The organism is Paenibacillus agaridevorans, assembly GCF_018604145.1.
GTDB classification, from domain to species: domain Bacteria; phylum Bacillota; class Bacilli; order Paenibacillales; family Paenibacillaceae; genus Pristimantibacillus; species Pristimantibacillus agaridevorans.
Genome location: NZ_CP075889.1, coordinates 872669 through 891722 on the forward strand (window position 1 = coordinate 872669; position 19054 = coordinate 891722).

Annotated in this window: 14 protein-coding genes and 1 pseudogene; 14 read left to right on the forward strand and 1 reads right to left on the reverse strand. The window is 55.0% G+C overall.

All coding sequences use genetic code 11. From position 1 onward, the window contains the following. Window positions 1–135: 135 nt before the first annotated feature. The 4 genes from ispG to yihA all read left to right on the forward strand — a co-directional run bounded on the left by ispG (window position 136) and on the right by yihA (window position 6133). Complete coding sequence (ispG, locus tag KJW29_RS03470; protein ID WP_087566542.1) at window positions 136–1245, forward strand: flavodoxin-dependent (E)-4-hydroxy-3-methylbut-2-enyl-diphosphate synthase; 1110 nt, start codon at window positions 136–138, stop codon at window positions 1243–1245. Between the two features lie 141 nt (window positions 1246–1386). Then, the gene (gene lonB / locus KJW29_RS03475; RefSeq protein ID WP_214628773.1) at window positions 1387–3090 is read left to right on the forward strand and encodes an ATP-dependent protease LonB; all 1704 of its coding nucleotides are present in this window, start codon (window positions 1387–1389) and stop codon (window positions 3088–3090) included. Window positions 3091–3128: 38 nt separating this feature from the next. Continuing rightward, a complete protein-coding gene (gene lon, locus KJW29_RS03480; protein WP_087566540.1) occupies window positions 3129–5519 on the forward strand; it encodes an endopeptidase La in 2391 nt (796 codons plus the stop codon). Beyond that, window positions 5516–6133, forward strand: coding sequence for a ribosome biogenesis GTP-binding protein YihA/YsxC (yihA, locus tag KJW29_RS03485; RefSeq protein ID WP_187104808.1), 618 nt, complete (start codon window positions 5516–5518; stop codon window positions 6131–6133). Before lon ends, yihA begins: the two co-directional genes overlap by 4 nt. 524 nt (window positions 6134–6657) lie before the next feature. Here yihA and map read toward each other — a convergent pair. Beyond that, window positions 6658–7404 carry a type I methionyl aminopeptidase gene (gene map / locus KJW29_RS03490; RefSeq protein WP_108993634.1) on the reverse strand — a complete coding sequence of 249 codons (747 nt, stop codon included), beginning with the start codon at window positions 7402–7404 and terminating at the stop codon, window positions 6658–6660. 189 nt (window positions 7405–7593) lie between these two features. Here map and KJW29_RS03495 point away from each other — a divergent pair. The 10 genes and pseudogenes from KJW29_RS03495 to KJW29_RS03540 form a co-directional block, all read left to right on the forward strand. Next, window positions 7594–7986: pseudogene (locus KJW29_RS03495) on the forward strand (helix-turn-helix domain-containing protein); the annotation flags it as partial. A gap of 347 nt (window positions 7987–8333) precedes the next feature. Next, window positions 8334–9737, forward strand: a complete 1404-nt coding sequence (gene hemA, locus KJW29_RS03500; protein ID WP_087566537.1) for a glutamyl-tRNA reductase — start codon at window positions 8334–8336, stop codon at window positions 9735–9737. Window positions 9738–9767: 30 nt separating this feature from the next. Then, entirely contained in the window at window positions 9768–10580 is an 813-nt protein-coding gene (ccsA, locus tag KJW29_RS03505) for a cytochrome c biogenesis protein CcsA (RefSeq protein WP_214628774.1), read from the forward strand. Window positions 10581–10633: 53 nt separating this feature from the next. Beyond that, window positions 10634–11314: a precorrin-2 dehydrogenase/sirohydrochlorin ferrochelatase family protein gene (locus KJW29_RS03510; RefSeq protein ID WP_214628775.1), complete on the forward strand. Its 681-nt coding sequence runs from the start codon at window positions 10634–10636 to the stop codon at window positions 11312–11314. Then, window positions 11311–12264 (forward strand): hydroxymethylbilane synthase, encoded by a 954-nt coding sequence (gene hemC, locus KJW29_RS03515; protein WP_214628776.1) that lies wholly within the window; start codon window positions 11311–11313, stop codon window positions 12262–12264. The genes KJW29_RS03510 and hemC overlap by 4 nt, the downstream gene beginning before the upstream one ends. Before the next feature lie 2 nt (window positions 12265–12266). Then, window positions 12267–13829: a uroporphyrinogen-III C-methyltransferase gene (gene cobA / locus KJW29_RS03520; RefSeq protein ID WP_214630972.1), complete on the forward strand. Its 1563-nt coding sequence runs from the start codon at window positions 12267–12269 to the stop codon at window positions 13827–13829. Window position 13830: 1 nt separating this feature from the next. After that, window positions 13831–14832 (forward strand): porphobilinogen synthase, encoded by a 1002-nt coding sequence (gene hemB, locus KJW29_RS03525; protein ID WP_214628777.1) that lies wholly within the window; start codon window positions 13831–13833, stop codon window positions 14830–14832. Further along, on the forward strand, window positions 14832–16133 hold the full coding sequence (hemL, locus tag KJW29_RS03530; protein WP_214628778.1) for a glutamate-1-semialdehyde 2,1-aminomutase: 1302 nt from the start codon (window positions 14832–14834) through the stop codon (window positions 16131–16133). Before hemB ends, hemL begins: the two co-directional genes overlap by 1 nt. Window positions 16134–16158: 25 nt before the next feature. Further along, window positions 16159–17103, forward strand: a complete 945-nt coding sequence (locus tag KJW29_RS03535; protein WP_214628779.1) for an RluA family pseudouridine synthase — start codon at window positions 16159–16161, stop codon at window positions 17101–17103. Window positions 17104–17250: 147 nt separating this feature from the next. Next, window positions 17251–18798 (forward strand): LysM peptidoglycan-binding domain-containing protein, encoded by a 1548-nt coding sequence (locus tag KJW29_RS03540; RefSeq protein ID WP_214628780.1) that lies wholly within the window; start codon window positions 17251–17253, stop codon window positions 18796–18798. Window positions 18799–19054 lie beyond the last annotated feature (256 nt).

Here is a 19054-nt window from a genome sequence, read left to right on the forward strand (position 1 = left end):
CGGGGTGGACTTTGACGTTTTTGTCACCTTTCCGCTGATTCGGCGTAGTAGTTATAACGTGTTCAAAGTCCAATTGTCGGCACCATCTTCGTACTACGTTTCCCCAGATTGGACGCAATGATGGGAGAGATCATAATGTATAAACGCCAGGATACGATTCCGGTGAAAGTCGGCGATCTGACGATCGGCGGCAGCAATGAAGTCATCATTCAGAGCATGTGTACGACGAAGACGGCTGACGTAGAGGCGACCGTGGCCGAGATTCTTCGTCTGGAAGAAGCGGGCTGCCAGATCGTTCGCGTAACCGTCAATAACAAAGAAGCTGCAGAAGCGATCAAGGAAATTAAGAAACGAATTCATATTCCGCTCGTTGCGGATATTCATTTTGACTACAGACTGGCTCTTGCCGCAATCGAAAACGGCATCGACAAGGTTCGGATTAATCCCGGCAACATCGGCCGCCGCGAGCGTGTGGAAGCTGTTGTGAAAGCTTGCAAGGAACGGGGGATTCCAATCCGGATCGGCGTCAACGCAGGTTCTCTGGAGAATCACTTGCTGGAGAAATACGGTTATCCGACGCCGGAAGCCATGGTGGAGAGCGCGCTTTTCCACATTGGCATTCTCGAGGAGCTCGACTTTCACGACATAATCGTTTCGCTAAAAGCGTCCGACGTGCCAATGGCGATCGCGGCCTACAGCATGGCTGCAGAGAAGATCAAATATCCGCTGCATCTTGGCATTACGGAAGCAGGCACTCTGCATACCGGCACGATCAAGAGTTCGGCGGGCATAGGAGCTTTGCTGGCTCTGGGCATCGGCAATACGGTTCGGATCAGCCTCAGCGCCGATCCTGTTGAAGAAGTAAAGGTTGCGCGCGAGCTGCTTAAGACTTTCGGTCTCATTACCAACGCGGCTACGCTCGTTTCCTGCCCGACATGCGGCAGATTGGACATCGACTTGTTCTCTATCGCCAACGAGGTAGAGGAGTATATCTCCAAGATCAAGGTACCCATCAAGGTGTCGGTGCTGGGTTGTGCGGTTAACGGTCCAGGCGAAGCGCGCGAGGCGGATATCGGCATCGCGGGCGCTCGAGGTGAAGGCATGCTGTTCCGTTACGGCGAGATGATTCGCAAAGTGCCGGAAGCGGAGCTGCTTAACGAGCTGAAGAAGGAAATCGACAACATCGTGACCGTGTTTGAGGCCACCGGCGAAATTCCGGGACGCAAAAATCACGCCCACGCCTAATGTACAATAAATGAGGTTATCTGAACCGTCTAACGACTGTCAGAAGGCCTCTTCTTTTTTTCTGGCAGGGCAAGCGATTATTCCTGTATCCAAGCGGCAATACTGACAGAATACGGTTGGTATGAAAGGAGCGGGAAGGTTATGAGTTTAAGTTTGGTATTAATGCTGATTCAAGTGTTCTTTGCCGTGGTAATTGGATTGTACTTCTGGAATTTGCTTCGCAACCAGAAGACGAACCGATCGGCTGTTGATAGAGAGTCCAAGAAGGAGATGGACAAGCTCAGAAAGCTTCGCTCCATCTCGCTTACGAAACCTCTCGCGGAGAAAACGCGTCCGCAGACGATGAACGATATTATCGGACAGCGAGACGGTCTGCGCGCGCTGAAGGCCGCCCTTTGCAGCGCCAATCCTCAGCATGTCATCATCTATGGACCGCCCGGCGTCGGCAAGACGGCGGCAGCCCGCGTCGTGCTGGAGGAAGCGAAAAAAAATCCGTCATCGCCTTTCCTGGCCGATGCGAAATTTACGGAAATTGACGCGACGACGGCCAGATTCGACGAGCGCGGCATTGCGGATCCGCTCATCGGCTCGGTTCATGACCCGATTTATCAAGGGGCCGGAGCGATGGGAGTGGCGGGCATTCCGCAGCCGAAGCCGGGCGCCGTAACGAAAGCGCATGGGGGTATTCTGTTCATCGACGAAATCGGGGAATTGCATCCCGTGCAGATGAATAAATTGTTAAAGGTGCTGGAAGATCGCAAGGTATTCCTCGAAAGCGCCTATTACCATTCCGAGGATGCCAATATTCCGTTATACATACACGATATTTTCCAGAACGGATTGCCAGCGGACTTCCGTCTTGTTGGCGCCACGACACGTTCCCCCGGCGAAATCCCGCCTGCGATCCGTTCCCGCTGCATGGAAGTATACTTCCGGCCGCTGCTGGCGGATGAGATCGCGCAGGTGGCGGAGAATGCCGTGAAGAAGATCGGATTTCCTCCGTGCCCGGAGGCGATCGACGTCGTAAAGCGGTATGCTACGAATGGCCGGGAAGCCGTCAACGTTATTCAACTGGCAGCAGGCGTGGCTCTATCGGAGAAACGGGATGCCATCGCGGCAGCCGATATCGAATGGGTTGTCAACAGCAGCCAAATTCCGCCTCGCCCGGACCGCAAAGTGCCAAACGAGCCCCAGGTGGGATTCGTGAACGGTCTTGCCGTCTACGGTCCCAATATGGGGACGCTGCTGGAGATCGAAGTGAGCGCTATTCCCGCTGATTCCGGCAAAGGTACATTCAACATTACTGGCGTTGTTGACGAAGAAGAGTTGGGGGGAGGCTCGCGTACGCTCAGGCGTAAGAGTATGGCAAAGGGTTCCGTCGAGAATGTGTTGACGGTGCTCCGCAGAATCGGCCTGAATCCGCAGGACTTTGACTTGCATATCAACTTCCCGGGCGGGACTCCGATCGATGGACCATCCGCGGGCATTGCGATGGCAACGGCGATCGCTTCGGCAATTCGGGAGTTGCCGATCGACAACAAGCTTGCCATGACGGGCGAGGTTGGCATTCATGGCAACGTGAAGCCGGTCGGCGGCGTGCTCGCCAAGGTAGAGGCGGCATTTCAGGCCGGGGCGGTGCAGGTCATCATACCCAAGGAGAATTGGCAGGCGATTTTCGCCGATCTGGACGGACTCAAGGTTATACCTGTCGATAGGGTGGAAGAGGTATTCAGGCACGTATTTCCAGAGTTGGAGACCGCTCGAGAGGAGAAAGAAGTGCCTGCCGTGAGCGAATTGTTTAGGCCAAGCAGCCTTCCTTATTTGCAGGCGGATTCCGCGGAGTGATAAGATAAGGTAGATGCTGTAGAAATGGAGGTGCAGGTATGGGACCAAGCAAGTCGAAAGGTCGCCGGCTGCCCTTGCTTCCGCTGAGAGGATTACTTGTTTATCCAAGCATGGTGCTCCACCTTGATGTGGGCAGGGATAAATCCGTCCGCGCGCTGGAGCGGGCAATGGTCGAAGACCACATGATTTTGTTGTGTTCGCAGTCGGAGGTCAATATCGAAGAACCGACGCAGGAGGATATTTACAAGGTTGGCACAATCGCGAAGGTCAGGCAGATGCTTAAGCTGCCTAACGGCACCATTCGCGTACTTGTGGAGGGCGTTGTTCGCGCAGAGGTGCAGAGCTATGTAACGAATGACGAGTTTTATGAGGTTATGGCGAAGGAGCTGCCGGAGGAGGATACGGACGATCCAGAGGTGGACGCATTGATGCGCTCCGTCCTGAGCCAGTTCGAGCATTATATTTCGTTATCGAAAAAGGTTACTCCGGAAACCTATGCGGCAGTATCGGATATCGACGATCCTGGCCGCCTGGCGGACGTCATTACAAGCCATTTGTCGCTCAAGATCAAGGACAAACAGGATATTCTCGAAACGATCGATGTGGCTGCGAGGCTGGAAAGACTGCTGGATCTGCTGAATAACGAACGCGAAGTGCTGGAGCTGGAGCGTCAGATCAACCAGCGCGTCAAGAAGCAGATGGAGAAGACGCAGAAGGAATATTACCTCCGCGAACAGATGAAGGCCATCCAGAAGGAGCTCGGCGAGAAGGAAGGCCGGGCGGGCGAGGCCGAAGAGCTTAGAAGCCAGTTGGAGGAAGCCGGCGTTCCCGAAGCGGTTAAGGAAAAGGTCGTCAAGGAAATCGAACGGCTCGAGAAGATGCCGCCTTCCTCGGCTGAGGGCGGAGTCATCCGCAATTATATCGATTGGTTACTCGCGCTGCCGTGGAACAAGAGAACAAATGATGATCTCAGCATCGAGAAGGCCGAGGATATTTTGAACGACGATCATTATGGCCTGGAGAAACCGAAGGAGCGCGTACTGGAATATTTGGCGGTACAACAGCTCGTGGGCAAGATGAAAGGACCTATCCTCTGTCTCGTAGGCCCTCCCGGCGTCGGCAAAACATCGCTGGCCCGATCCATTGCGAAGTCGCTCGACCGGAAGTTCGTGCGCATCTCGCTGGGCGGCGTGCGCGACGAAGCCGAGATTCGAGGTCATCGCAGAACGTACGTCGGCGCGATGCCGGGCCGCATCATGCAGGGGATGAAGACGGCCGGCAGCCTTAACCCGGTGTTCCTGCTCGACGAGATCGACAAGATGGCTTCGGACTTTCGGGGGGATCCTTCGTCAGCATTGCTTGAGGTGCTCGATCCCGAGCAGAACAACACGTTCAGCGACCATTACATCGAGGTTCCTTTCGACCTCTCCAACGTGATGTTCGTGACGACGGCTAATGCGCTGCACAATATTCCGCGTCCGCTGCTGGACCGGATGGAAGTGCTGTACATTCCGGGTTACACGGAGCTGGAGAAGGAACAGATCGGCGTGCGTTACCTGCTGCCGAAGCAGAAGCGCGACCACGGTCTTGAGGAAACGCAGCTGGAGCTGACGGACGAGGCGCTGCAGCTGTTAATTCGCGAGTATACGCGCGAATCCGGCGTACGAAATCTGGAGCAGCAAATCGCAGCCGTTTGCCGCAAGGCGGCCAAACATTTTGTATCCGAGGTAAAAACAGCTGAAGAAGGTTCGGAAGAGCAGGAGACGAAGCCGCTAAAGGTGGACAGCGAGCTCGTTAAGCAATGGCTTGGGCCTCCGAAGTTCCGATACGGCTTGGCCGAAAGCGAAGATCAGATTGGCGCCGTTACGGGGCTGGCCTGGACCGAGGTCGGCGGCGATACGCTGGTCATCGAGGTGACCGTCATGCCGGGCAGCGGCAAGCTGACGCTGACGGGCAAGCTGGGCGACGTGATGAAGGAGTCCGCGCAGGCTGCATTTAGCTATACGCGTTCCAAAGCGTTGGAGTTATCCATTGATCCGAGCTTCCACGAGAAAAACGATATCCATATCCATATCCCGGAAGGAGCCATTCCGAAGGATGGTCCATCCGCTGGCATTACGATCGCGACGGCGCTCATCTCCGCGCTGACGAATCGGTATGTCTCGCGCGAAGTGGCGATGACCGGCGAGATTACGCTCCGCGGCCGCGTGCTGCCGATCGGCGGCTTAAAGGAGAAGTCTCTTGCCGCGCATCGGGCGGGTATAAGGAAGGTACTGCTTCCGAAGGATAACGAACGCGATTTAAAGGACATCCCGGACAGCATCAAAGCAGATATGACTTTCGTGCCGGTGGGGCATATGGACGAGGTTCTGCTCCAAGCACTCGTTCCGGCAGGAACAGCAGAGAAAGCGGGTACCCCAATTTCATGAAAATAAAAGATTCTCAATTCATCATCAGCGCGGTTAAGCCGCATCAATACCCCGAGGATGCCTTGCCGGAGATTGCTCTGGCAGGGCGTTCCAATGTGGGTAAATCCTCGCTGATCAACAAGATGATCATGCGCAAAAACCTGGCTCGTACGAGCTCGCAGCCCGGGAAAACGCAGCAGCTTAACTATTATCGGGTCAACGATATGGTTTATTTCGTCGACTTCCCCGGCTATGGTTACGCCAAAGTATCCAAAACCCAGCGAGAGCAGTTCGGCGAGATGATCGAGACGTATCTTAGGGAACGCGAACCGCTCAAGCTTCAATTGCTCGTTATCGATATCCGCCACGAGCCCTCTAAGGACGACGTGCTGATGTACCAATGGCTCAAGCATTACGAGATCCCCACTTGTATCGTAGCGACGAAAGCGGACAAGATCCCGCGTTCCAAGTGGGACAAGCATATCAAGATGATCAAGACGGCGCTGGAAGCCGACCCGCGCGACTCCGTCGTCCTGTTCTCTTCGGAGACCGGGCTTGGCCGCGATCAGCTCTGGGACGTCATTACGGATGCGATCGGCTACAATAGCGAGCAAGAAAACGATGTTCTACCATAAGGATGAGAATTCAGCGCAATTGTATCGATTTGTAAAGAAATCCTATATTTACACATAAACTGTTTTCGCTGGAGGCATAAGTGAAGCTTCGGGGCGAAGGGAAAGCGGCCGCACACATGCGGCCGCTTTTTATTGTAGTTGTCCGTTAGGAGATAGCTGGACGTTTTGTTCTTGCAGAGATCTAACGGCATTAACGAGGCCGTCGATTCATTGTGTGCAAAATTGGAAATGAAGCTGCAATCCATCATCGCCAACCTGTTAACGGAAATTAGGGGCCTTATATGGAGCTTTTGGGGCGATATTAAAATCTAACGGAACTGTGCGACGTTATTTGTGAGAAATCCAGGCAAACCGCGGACTTTTGCCCATCATAAGGGCTGTCAGTTCCATTAGATTCGCGAAGTGCCGCTTTTTGCTGAAATAACGCCTTTCATTTCCGTTACAGTTGCTCCCGTTCATTTCATGCCGGAGATTTGCCCGCCATTTCACCTTTGCACAATGAATCGACAGCCTCTTAACGGCTGCTATACGGCGGTCAAAATAATGGGTTCATTCTTCGTAATGATAATGGTATGCTCGTGTTGCGCAACGAAGCTATTGTCGGGCACGCTTAAAGTCCATCCGTCCGCTTGCTCGACGACATACCCCGCGCCCGTGGACAAAAAGGGCTCGATCGTAATGACCATTCCTTCTTTTAATACGCGCTTATCGTGCTTGTTGTAAACCGGCAGTATCTCCTGCGGGGCCTCGTGGAGAGCTTTCCCGATGCCGTGGCTGCACAGATTCTCAATGACGTTATAGCCGCCTTTTTTGGCCTCGCTTTCGATAATCCTTCCTACTTCGTTTAACTTCACTCCATGTTTCAGCGACGAGATCACTTTCATCATCGTATTGTGCGTGTATTGGCATAGTCGCGTTAACGCCGGCTTGAATGGAGCGATCACAAAGGAATGTCCAGCGTCCGCATAATAGCCTCCCAATTCAGCCGAAACATCGATGTTGATCAAATCGCCAGGCTTAATGACGCGTTTGCCCGGGATGCCGTGTGCGACTTCCCGATTGATGCTAATGCAAGTGTCGCCGGGGAAATTGTAAGTTAACTTAGGCGCGGAAACGGCTCCGTGTTTTGCCAGAAACAGTCCCCCGATTTCGTCTAATTCCTTTGTCGTCATTCCGACGCGCGCGCTGCTTTTCATTTCTTGAATCGTCAATGCGACGATTTTGCCGATCTTCTTCAGTCCATCCATGTCTTCTTGCGAGCCTACTGTCATAAAAATACCTCCAAATCCGGAATTGATTGATTTATTACATTCACTGTGAATACCTCTGCCTCTAAGATACCATACTCACGAAATGAAAGTGTAGGCAGGGGATGAATCGGGAATTTTGCTGGTGGTTAGAAGCGAACGTATGTGCTATGATTTAGGTATTAAAAACTACTGTGGGTGGTGACCTAAGCTATGCTCCAGCATAAAGCATTCAAATTTCGGATCTATCCGAAATTAGAACAAATCGTGCTCTTGCGTAAAACATTAGGATGCAGCCGCTTTGTGTTCAACCACTTCTTGGCAAAGTGGAAAGAGTCGGTTCAGGCTGCTGGGAAAGGCCTCTCTTACAACGCCTGTGCCGCACAGCTTCCCGCTTTGAAGCAAGAATTTTCATGGTTGAAGGAAGTGGACAGTATTGCCTTGCAATCGGCGGTTCGAAATCTGGCTGACGGGTTTCAGCGTTTCTCCAAGAAACAGAATGATGCGCCTCGTTTCAAGAGTCGAAAGCATCCGGTGCTGAGCTATACGACCCGGTATACGGGCGGTAACATCAAGGTGAGCGCGAATCAATTGCAGTTGCCCAGACCATGCTGCTGGTATTCGTGGCATGGGCGAGCTGCAAGTGGAAGAACCAATGATGACTCGGATCGAGCTGGTGTAATTCGCGGCTCATGATGTACCATATGCCAAAAACCATGGAGGCAATCCATGGTTATTTCTTTGCGGAATAAGGGAAATACTATGCTACATCGACCGCTGGACGGTACATATTATGTAATCCGCGCGGATTTCTTCAAACATTGGTCAAAAATGAACCCTGCATGAATGTCGAACTGTGCTATAATAATTCCAATCAACGGATTATCGGACCAATAAGAACGTGGCGAAGACGGACAGGCTTGCGCTCGCGGAGGAAGGGGGGAATACCACGCATGCACATCATCGCGGTTGGATTGAATTACCGGACGGCGCCCGTAGAGGTTAGAGAGAAATTTACGTTCGCGGAGAAAGAGCTGCCGGAAGCGCTAAACGCCTTGATCGGAACGAAGAGCATCATGGAAGGTGTCATCGTGGCGACCTGCAACCGAACGGAGATGTACGCCGTCGTCGACCGTCATCAATTATGCGGGCATTATATTCGCAGCTTTATGGAGAAGTGGTTTGGTTTGCCGCGAGAGCAATTTACCAACCATCTCTACATGTACGAGGACGAAGCCGCCATTCGTCATCTCTTTAAGGTGACAAGCGGCCTGGATTCCATGGTCATCGGGGAGACCCAAATTCTCGGTCAGGTGAAGGACGCGTTCCTGCTTGCCCAGGAGAAAAAGACGACCGGCACCGTATTTAATATGCTCTTTAAGCAGGCGGTAACGATGGCGAAACGCGCCCATTCGGAGACAACGATCGGCGAATCGGCTGTTTCCGTAAGTTATGCGGCCGTAGAGCTTGGCAAGCAGATTTTTGGACAATTCAACCGCAAGACGGTTATGATTATCGGGGCAGGCGACACAGGCGAACTAACAGCCAAACACTTGTATGCGAACGGGGCAGAGCGTATTCTTGTCGTCAATCGTACTTTCGAGCGCGCTGCTCAACTTGCAGACAAGTTCGGCGGCACCCCGTTATCGCTGGAGGAAGGTTTAAAGAAGCTGCCGGAAACGGACATTATTATTAGTTCGACGGGCTCGGAGAGTTATGTTCTTAATCGACTGCAGGTTGCCGAAGCCATGAAGAGCCGGAAGTCCAAGCCGTTGTTCATGATTGATATTGCCGTTCCGCGTGATCTTGATCCAACGATCGCTGCCGTCGAGAACGTCTTTTTATATGATATTGACGATCTGGAAGGCATCGTGGAGAGCAATCTGGATCAGCGCCGCCGCGAAGCGGCGAAAATCGATGTTATGATCGACGACGAAATGGTTGCCTTCGAGCAATGGTACAAGACGCTGGGCGTCGTGCCGCTTATCCGATCGCTGCAGACGAAGGCGACGGATATCCATGACGAGACGATGAACAGCCTGACGAAAAAGCTGCCTGGCCTCAGCGAACGCGAGCTAAAGGTGATTCGCAAGCTGACCAAAAGCATGATGAACCAAATGATACAGGATCCCATATTGCGCATTAAAGAGATGGCCGGCGAAAAGCGGGCAGAGGAAGCGATGGACATGTTCGTGAAGCTGTTCGCGCTGGAGGAGCTTGCGGAATCGCAGCAGCAGTCCGGACTATATCCGGGAGCTGCCGAGAAGGCGGCGGGCGCCTCCAAGCCGAACGCATCGACGGCTCTGGTCAAGAATGCTCAGCAACAGGCGGGGGCACCTGCTTTTGCCCCTACTTGATCGGCTGGAAGGTTTCAACGCGGAGGGGTTATGGGAACAGCAAATTGGTTATACGATACGATACTGTATGTTTACGCCCTGAGCCTTCTGTTTTATTTCTCCGACTTCATGAATGCAAGCCGGAGAGCAAAACGGATAGGCACAGGGCTCCTTGTTTTTGTATGGGTGCTTCAAACGGGCTACCTGATTATGAGGCTCGTCTCCCATCTGGATTTATCGCAAATATCCGCATTCGAATACTGGTTATGTTTTTCATGGCTGATCGTGACCGTATCGCTTGTGATGAGCCGCTTTTATTCCATCGATTACATCGTCTTTTTCGTTAATGTCGTCGGATTCGCCGTATTGGCCCTTAATTTATATGCCGGAGCGGCCCAAGGCAACGAGAATGCGGTAGGGCAGACGACACGAGAGCTCTTATACGTACATATCAGCCTTATTGTATGCGCATATGCGGCGTTGACCTTCGGGGCCCTGCTCGCGGGGATGTACATGTTTCTTCATCATCGGCTTAAGAGCAAACGCTGGTCGAAGTTCGTGAGGCGTTATCCCAGCCTGGGTATGATCGAACGTTTCTCGGATCGCGCCGTGATGATCGGAGTGCCGCTGCTCGCGATGTCGCTTTCTATCGCCGTTACCTCGCTGCTTGTTGAGGGGCGAATCGTGTTGCTGCTGGATTGGAAGGTGCTGTCCTCGTTTGCCGCGCTTGTCATGTTTATTGTATACATCTATCAGCGCGCCAGAAACAGGCGTACCGGGGAGCAGCTTGCCAAGCTTTATCTGATCGCGTTTCTTGTGCTCCTGCTGAATTTGGCTTCCAGCGCCTTCTCTTCCTTCCATTGACGGGGACGGGGATGTTCGGCTCGACGTAGTAACTTGAGAGGGGCATCGTTACGGTGGAACTGGCAAGGGAACATAAGGAGAGACCAACGTATTACGCGGCCGCGCTGGACTTAAAGGGAAAGTTATGCGCCGTTATCGGCGGAGGGATTGTGGCGGAGCGGAAGCTGAAGGGGCTGCTGGAGGGGGGCGCCGATCGGGTTCGATTGGTAAGTCCTGCGGTGACGCCAGGCATTGCCGCCCTTGCGGACGGGGGAAACATCATTTTAGAGCAGCGTGCCTACCAGGAGAGCGATCTGGCGGATGTGTGGCTGGTCTTCGCTTGCACGGACGATGCGATGTTGAATGCCGCAATTGCGCTGGCTGCGAATCGGCGCGGAATATGGTGCAACGTGACGGACGATGCGGCGTCGGGCAGCTTTATTTCGCCGTCCGTCGTGCGCAGAGGCGATTTGCTGCTGGCCGTGACAGCTTCTGGAGCAAGCCCTTCTTTGTCGGCTTTGATCAGAACCGAGCTGGAACGGCAGTACGGTCCGCAATATATAGAACGCGTGGAGCGGCTGCGACAGCTAAGGGAATATGTATACAAGACGCAAAAGAACGAACGTGTTAGACGCGAAGTGTTGAGACTTGCAGCCGAAGGCGCGTTAATGGATGACGGGGCTGCAGGAACGCTTGGACTAGATGAGTGGTATGCTGTGTTGCTGGAGATAACGATTGGGAGGCAGATGGAATGAGCAGAGAGGAACGCGTGATTACGGTAGGAACGAGACAAAGCGCGCTTGCGTTGACGCAGACGGGACAAGTCATTGAACAGCTCGAAGCGATATGCGAGGAGCATGGATTGCCCTATACGTTCGAAATTCGCAAAATCCTGACCAAAGGCGACCAGATTCTGGATGTCACTTTGTCCAAGGTGGGCGGCAAAGGGCTGTTCGTCAAGGAAATCGAACAAGCGCTTATCGATAAAGAGATTGATCTTGCCGTACATAGCATGAAAGACATGCCTTACGAGCTTCCGGAAGGGCTGATTAACGGCGCTACGCCTAAGCGGGTCCATCCCGGCGACTGTCTGATCATGAAGAAAGGGAACAGCCTGCAGGATCTGCCGCTTGGCGCCAAGGTCGGCACAAGCAGCTTGCGACGCTCCTGCCAGCTGAAGCATGCGAGACCGGATTTGCAGCTGGAGTCGATCCGCGGCAACATTGATTCCCGTATCCGCAAGCTGGAGACCGAAGGGTTCGATGCCATCGTTCTCGCCGCAGCAGGCTTGTCAAGAATGGGCTGGGAGGATCGAGTCTCCGCCCATATTCCGATGGATATCTGCACGCCGGCGGTCGGGCAAGGCGCTCTTGGCATCGAATGCCGGGAAGGCGATTCCGACGTCAGGGAGCTGTTGAATCTCTTTAATGATTCCGATACGGAGCTGACAGTGAAAGCCGAACGGAGCTTCCTGGGCACGCTGCAAGGGGGCTGCCAAGTGCCGATCGGGGCGCATGCCGTCATCGTAGACCGTGCCGGGGCCGTGCCGGTGCTGGAATTGACCGGCATCGTCGGCTCGCCTGACGGCGTTACGCTATTGAAAGAGATCAAACGCGGGACCGATCCCATCGAGCTGGGCAAGGAAGTGGCGAATGCGCTGCTTGCGGCAGGCGGAGATGTCATTCTGGCGGAAATCGGGGGATAATGATGGACAAGGGGAAAGTATATTTGGTCGGCGCGGGTCCGGGAGATCCCAAGCTGATTACGGTGCGCGGCCTGCAATGTCTGGAGCGTTGCGACGTCGTCGTCTATGACCGTCTGGCAAGCCCGCGGCTGCTCCGGCATGTCAAGCCGACTGCGGAATTCATCTACGTCGGCAAGCTTCCGGACCGCCATACGATGAAGCAAGAAGCGATCAATCAGTTGCTCGTCGATCTGGCGCTGGCCGGAAAGACGGTAACGCGGCTCAAAGGCGGAGACCCGACGATTTTCGGGCGCGTGGGAGAGGAAGCGGAGCTGCTTTACGATAACGGCATCGAATTCGAGATCGTACCCGGCATCACATCGGCCATTGCCGTTCCGGCTTACGCCGGCATCCCGGTCACCCATCGCGATCTGGCTTCCTCGCTGTCTATCGTGACGGGGCATGAGAGCCCGGATAAGCTGGACCGTTCCATTTATTGGGACAAGGTGACGAATGCGACCGGCACGCTGTTGTTCCTCATGGGCGTAGCCAAGATTGGATACATCGCGGAGCAGCTTATGAAGCACGGCAAACCCGCGTCGACTCCGGTAGCGCTGGTCCGCTGGGGAACTCGCGTGGAGCAGCGGACGCTGGTCGGTACGCTTGCCGATATCGAAGAGAAGGTTAAGGCGGCGAACTTCCAGCCGCCAGCCGTCATTATCGTCGGCGAGGTCGTGCTTCAACGGGAGAAGCTGCGCTGGTTCGAACGCAAGCCGTTGTTCGGCACGAGAGTGCTTGTGACTAGAGCGCGCGCGCAAGCAAGCGAGCTGTCGGAGTCCATCGAGGAATTGGGCGGCGAGCCTTGCGAATTCCCGGTCATCGATATTCGCGAGCCGGAGGGCGAAGCGGAGATTCAGGCACTGAAGGAGAAGCTGGCGGAAGCGGGGAGCTACGACTGGCTGATCTTCACGAGCGTGAACGGGGTCGATTATTTCTTCCGCTGGCTGCGCCGGTTCGGTCTGGATATACGTGCCTTCTCAAAGGCTCGAATCGCAGCTGTCGGACCCAAGACGGCGGAGGCGTTGGCGCATAGGGGGCTGCTGACTGAGGAGCTGCCTGTCAAATTCCACGCGGAGTCGCTGCTGGATCGGGTTGAAGGCTGGATGAAGCCGGGAGAGAGAGCGCTGCTGCCAAGAGGCGATCTCGCGAGGGATGTATTGCCGAGGCTGCTGCGGGAACGAGGCGTGGAGGCGGTCGAGGCGGACGTATACGAGACGTCGATTGCCGATACGCAAGACGAATTCGTGATGGATTGGCTGCGCGAGGGAGCTATCGGCATCATTACGTTTACCAGTTCCTCGACCGTAACCAACCTGATGACCCTGCTGCGGAAAAACGGGATCGAGGAGCCCGCGCGGGCACTGTCGGGCATCCCGATTGCTAGCATTGGCCCAATCACTTCCGAGACGGTGCGAAGCGTCGGCCTTGAGGTGACGGTCGAAGCGGAAGAAGCTACAATTGATGGTTTGCTGGCCGCGGTCGTCGATTGGCGGCATAAGGATAAAGCATCGAAGGAGGACGATTAATATGGCATTCCCGATTACAAGACATCGCAGACTTCGCAGAACGGCGGGCATTCGCGGCATGGTGCGCGAGACGTTATTGACGGCGGAGGATTTTATATACCCCATATTCGTAACTCACGGTACGAACGTGAAGGAAGAAATTCCGTCCATGCCGGGCGTCTACCATTTCTCGATGGATCGATTGGAGGAGGAGATTCGCGACGTAGTGGCTTCCGGCGTGAGGTCCGTGCTGCTGTTCGGCGTTCCCGAGCACAAAGATTCGATCGGCAGCTCCGCCTATGACCGGGATGGAATCGTGCAGCAAGCGATTCGGGCGGTCAAAAATTGGGCGCCGGAGCTGGTCATCGTAGCCGATACTTGCCTCTGCCAATTTACGGATCATGGCCATTGCGGCATCGTGCATCAAGATACGGCGTCGGGTACGGCAGTGGTAGACAATGATCAATCGCTGGAGCTGCTCGTGCGTACGGCGGTATCCCAAGCAGAGGCCGGCGCGGACATTATCGCTCCATCCAACATGATGGACGGATTCGTCCATGCCATCCGCAGCGGCCTGGACGATGCGGGCTACAGCGATATCGCGATTATGTCTTATTCCGTCAAATACGCATCTGCCTTCTACGGGCCGTTCCGCGATGCGGCGCATTCCGCTCCGCAATTCGGCGACCGCAAGACGTACCAGATGGATCCCGCCAACGTTAGAGAGGCGATCAGGGAAGCCGATTCCGACGTTGCGGAAGGCGCGGATATGTTAATGGTAAAGCCGGCGCTTGCTTATCTCGACGTGCTGCGATTGCTCAAAGAGCAATTTGACCTTCCGCTGGTCGCTTACAACGTCAGCGCGGAATACTCCATGGTGAAGGCGGCGGCCGCGAACGGCTGGATCAATGAGCGCGGCATCGTGCTGGAAACGCTGACTGGCATGAAGCGCGCCGGCGCGGACATTATTATTACTTACCATGCCAAGGACGCATCCCGCTGGCTGAGAGGAGAAGAGGTCTGATGAGCGAGAATTCGAGAGTTAGGCAAGATGCCAAGTCCGCAGAAGCGTTCGCGAGAGCGAAGAAGGTGATCCCGGGCGGAGTAAACAGTCCCGTACGGGCGTTTAAGTCCGTTGGACTGACTCCCGTTTATATGGAACGAGGCGCAGGCAGCCGTGTATATGATATCGACGGCAACTCTTATATCGACTACGTTGCCTCCTGGGGCCCGCTTATTATGGGCCATGCTCATCCGGAGGTTGTGGATGCGCTCCGGAAGACTGCGGAGAAGGGGACGAGCTTCGGCGCGCCTACGGAGCTGGAGACGCTCATGGCTGAGCTTGTCTGCGAGCGAGTGCCGTCCGTCGACGTCGTGCGGATGGTCAACTCCGGCACGGAAGCGACGATGAGCGCGCTCAGGCTCGCTCGCGGCTATACGAAGAGGAGCAAGATCATGAAGTTCGAAGGCTCCTACCATGGACATGCCGACAGCCTGCTCATCAAGGCGGGTTCCGGCGTCGCGACGCTCGGCCTGCCGGACAGCCCAGGCGTGCCTGAGCATGTCGCTTCCCACACGATAACGGTGCCGTACAACGACATCGAGTCTGTGAAGCTGGCGTTCGAGAAGTTCGGCGAGGAAATTGCTTGCGTCATCGTGGAACCAATCGCCGGCAACATGGGCGTAGTGCCTCCGCTGCCAGGTTTCCTGGACGGTCTGCGGGCCATTACATCGGAGTACGGCAGCCTGCTGATCTTCGATGAGGTAATGACGGGCTTCCGCGTTGGATATTCCTGCGCGCAAGGACTCTACGGGATCACCCCTGATCTGACTTGCTTCGGCAAGGTCATCGGCGGCGGATTGCCGGTCGGCGCCTATGGCGGCAGACGCGAAATTATGGAGATGATCGCGCCAAGCGGGCCCATCTACCAAGCGGGCACCCTGTCGGGCAATCCGCTGGCCATGGCTGCAGGCTACACGACGCTTAAGCTGATGACGCATGACAAGTACGAGCTGCTGGAGCGCCAGGCGGTCAAGCTTCAGCTTGGCATCGAACGCAATGCCGGAAAGCATGGCATCCCGATAACCATCAACCGGGTGGGCTCCATGGTATGTCCGTTCTTTACGGAGAAGACGGTCATCAACTACGATGCCGCGAAGACATCCGATCTGGAACGGTTCAAGACTTATTTTGCGGCTATGCTGGATCTCGGAGTTAGTCTCCCGCCATCCCAGTTCGAAGGCATGTTCGTATCCGCCGTCCATTCCGACGAGGATATTGAAGCGACGATCGCGGCCCATGACGGGGCGCTGGGTCGTCTATAGAGGTTAGAGGAGGTTGGCACGGAGGATGGATATCGCGTATGTACGCAGAGGGGAATGGCTTGAGCTGGATGCCGGAACGCTCGCCTTATCCGCCGGAGCCGGGCCGATCGAAGCCGGCAGTCACTCGCATGAGGTGCGAAAGTGGCTGCTGGCTTGTTCCGTATTCCCGGACAAATGGATCAATCGCCTCTACTCCGTCGGGGGCATCAAAATGACGGAAGGAGGGCGGATCGCCTTGCTGGCATTCCCAAAGGCGGATGAACGGCAATCGCTCCTCTATGTCGCGGCTGCCAAGGAACCGGATCTGATCGTGCCTCCGGTTTTGTACGAAGACGACTTCTGCCTGGTGCTGGACAAGCCGGCGGGGATGTCCGTGCACGGGTCGGATCCGGGGCAAGCCGGAACGCTTGACGTAGCGGCCGCTAAACATATGCTCGCGCAAGGCGACAATCTCCCTGTCCGCCATATTCACCGGCTTGACGACGACACATCCGGTCCCGTGCTGTATTCCAAAAACGATCTCGCTCAGCATCGTCTCGACGAAGCGATGCGAGAGAAGGAGATCGACCGGATCTATATCGCGGTCGTCCACGGACGTCTGCGCAAGCCTGCCGGCATCATTGATGCGCCTATCGGCAAAGATCGCCATCATAAGTCCAGGCGGATCGTTACGCCTGGCGGGGATGAGGCGGTTACTCGTTATGAACGGCTGAGCGTTTCGGACGCCATCTCTATTGCCAGGGTGGAGCTCGAGACGGGCAGGACGCATCAGATCCGCGTCCATATGAGCCATCTTGGGCATCCGCTGATCGGCGACACGCTTTATGGGGGAAGGGAGGCGGGAGGTTACTTTCTCGGGCATCAGGCTCTTCATGGAGAGAAGCTGCTGTTCCCCCACCCCCTTACCGGTGCGCGGATTGAGGCGGATTCGCCTTGGCCGGGGTGGCTCGCGAGGCTGTTAAACAGGTAACAGGTTTGTCCATGCCAAGATTCCTGTCTTCCAATTCTTCTTGGCTATTAAAAAAAGACAGTCATGCTCCCGCTTGCAAGGCCATATAGATAAGTAGTGTATGTGCCATTAGACCAAGCATTCAGTATGAGAAGGGAGGACTTTGGCGTGTCGAATCAGAGCAACGGTTTACGATTTGACGTGTATGAGCGCGTGCATCTGCCGGATGACGTCGCGGCGATAGACGAGTTGGAGGAGATAGAGCTGGTTCCCCGCATCCAGGTCATTGATCAGGGGGACCAAGCCGTCCTGAAGGGACAATTACTGCTAAGCGGAGTCTATCGGGGACAAAACGCGATCGCGGGACCGCTGACGCTGGAGCATTGGATCCCGGTGGAAATCTCGCTGCCGATGAACCGCGTGTCGCGGCTTGACGACATCTCGATCGAGATCGACAACTTCGACGTGGATTTGATATCCGCGCGTACGCTTAACGTGACGGGCGTATTATCGCTCAGAGGCATCTTGGTTGATCCCGTCGAAGAACAGTCCGCGCAGCCTTGGGAGGAAGAACCCTTTACGGCGTCGCATGAACGCGAGGCGGGCTTCCAGCAAGAAGGAGACGACAACGGCATACAAACCGTTCAGACGTATGGTGTCGGGTCGTACGGCAACGTCGATGAGACGGCGGACGGAGAAGCGTCGCAGATCTGGTTCCAGCAGCAACAGCAGCTTCGCGAGCAGCAAGAGGCACAGCTCTGGGCTCAGCAACAGCAGCAACAGGATCAGGAACAGCTTCGCGAGCAGCAAGAAGCGCAGTTCTGGGCTCAGCAACAGCAGCAAGAGACAGCTCAGCAAAACTTTCAAGACCGACAGCAGCAGGAGTGGAATCAGAACGACATTACGCCGCCGTCATTTCAGGCTGAGCAGAACGAGCAAGGCTACATAGCGGGCGAGCAGGCGAAAGCATGGACGGAGGACGGGCAGCGGGAGATTACGATCGCGTCCCAGCAAGGGGGAAGCGACAGCTGGCTGCAATGGAGCGCTCTTGCGGGATCCGGTCAGAACAACGTAGATAACCAGCAAACGGTCCAGTCCCAAGAAGAGCTTGCTTCTGTAGCGCAGCCTTGGACAACCGATGCGGCGAACGCCTCATACGTTCAACAAGAAGTCGTCCGTCCCGAAGACGAGAATGTTTTTCCTTCGGCAGATGAGGCGGCAACTGACATGTATGCCGCCGAATCCGAAGAAGATACCGGCATACGGCAGGAGCTTGAAGAGTCTTCGGAGGATGTTGGCGAAGCTCAACAAGAGCAGGATGCGCGCAGACAGCAAGAAGTTCAGATCGCTTTCGCCAGCAAATCGCCATCGGGCAGCGGAGAAGAACGACCCGATGTGGGCTTCCGCGCAATTCTGCAATCGAGTCAGCGCGAGCAAGCGGCGCGCGAGGCGGCGGAACAATTCAATCAAGAGCAGCAGGCACAGCAAGAAGGCTCGCGGACGGTTGCTGTCGAGGAAGAGATTGAATGGAAAAAGCTATTCCTCAGCAAGGCCGAGGGCAACGAGTTCCGCAAGATCAGGATGTGTATCGTCCAGAAGGAAGAGACGCTGGAGCAGATCGCGATGCGCTACAGCATGAATCCGCGGGAGATTCTGAATCATAACGGCTTGCATGAATCGGCGATCGAGGAAGGGCAACTGCTCTATATCCCTTAGTACGTCCGCCGTCCCAAGCCCAGGCAAAGCCTTCAGGCTCGCTCATGAAGCGGGATTTGGGGGCTTTTGTCGTGTGTACGAAAAATCATACACAATCGCCCTGAGATAGTGATATCGAGGCGCACGTGTATGAAAAATCATACACAATCGCCCTGAGATGGCGGTATAGAGGCAAACGTGTATGAAAAATCATATACAATCGCCCTGAGATGGCGGTATAGAGGCAAACGTGTATGAAAAATCATATACAATCGCC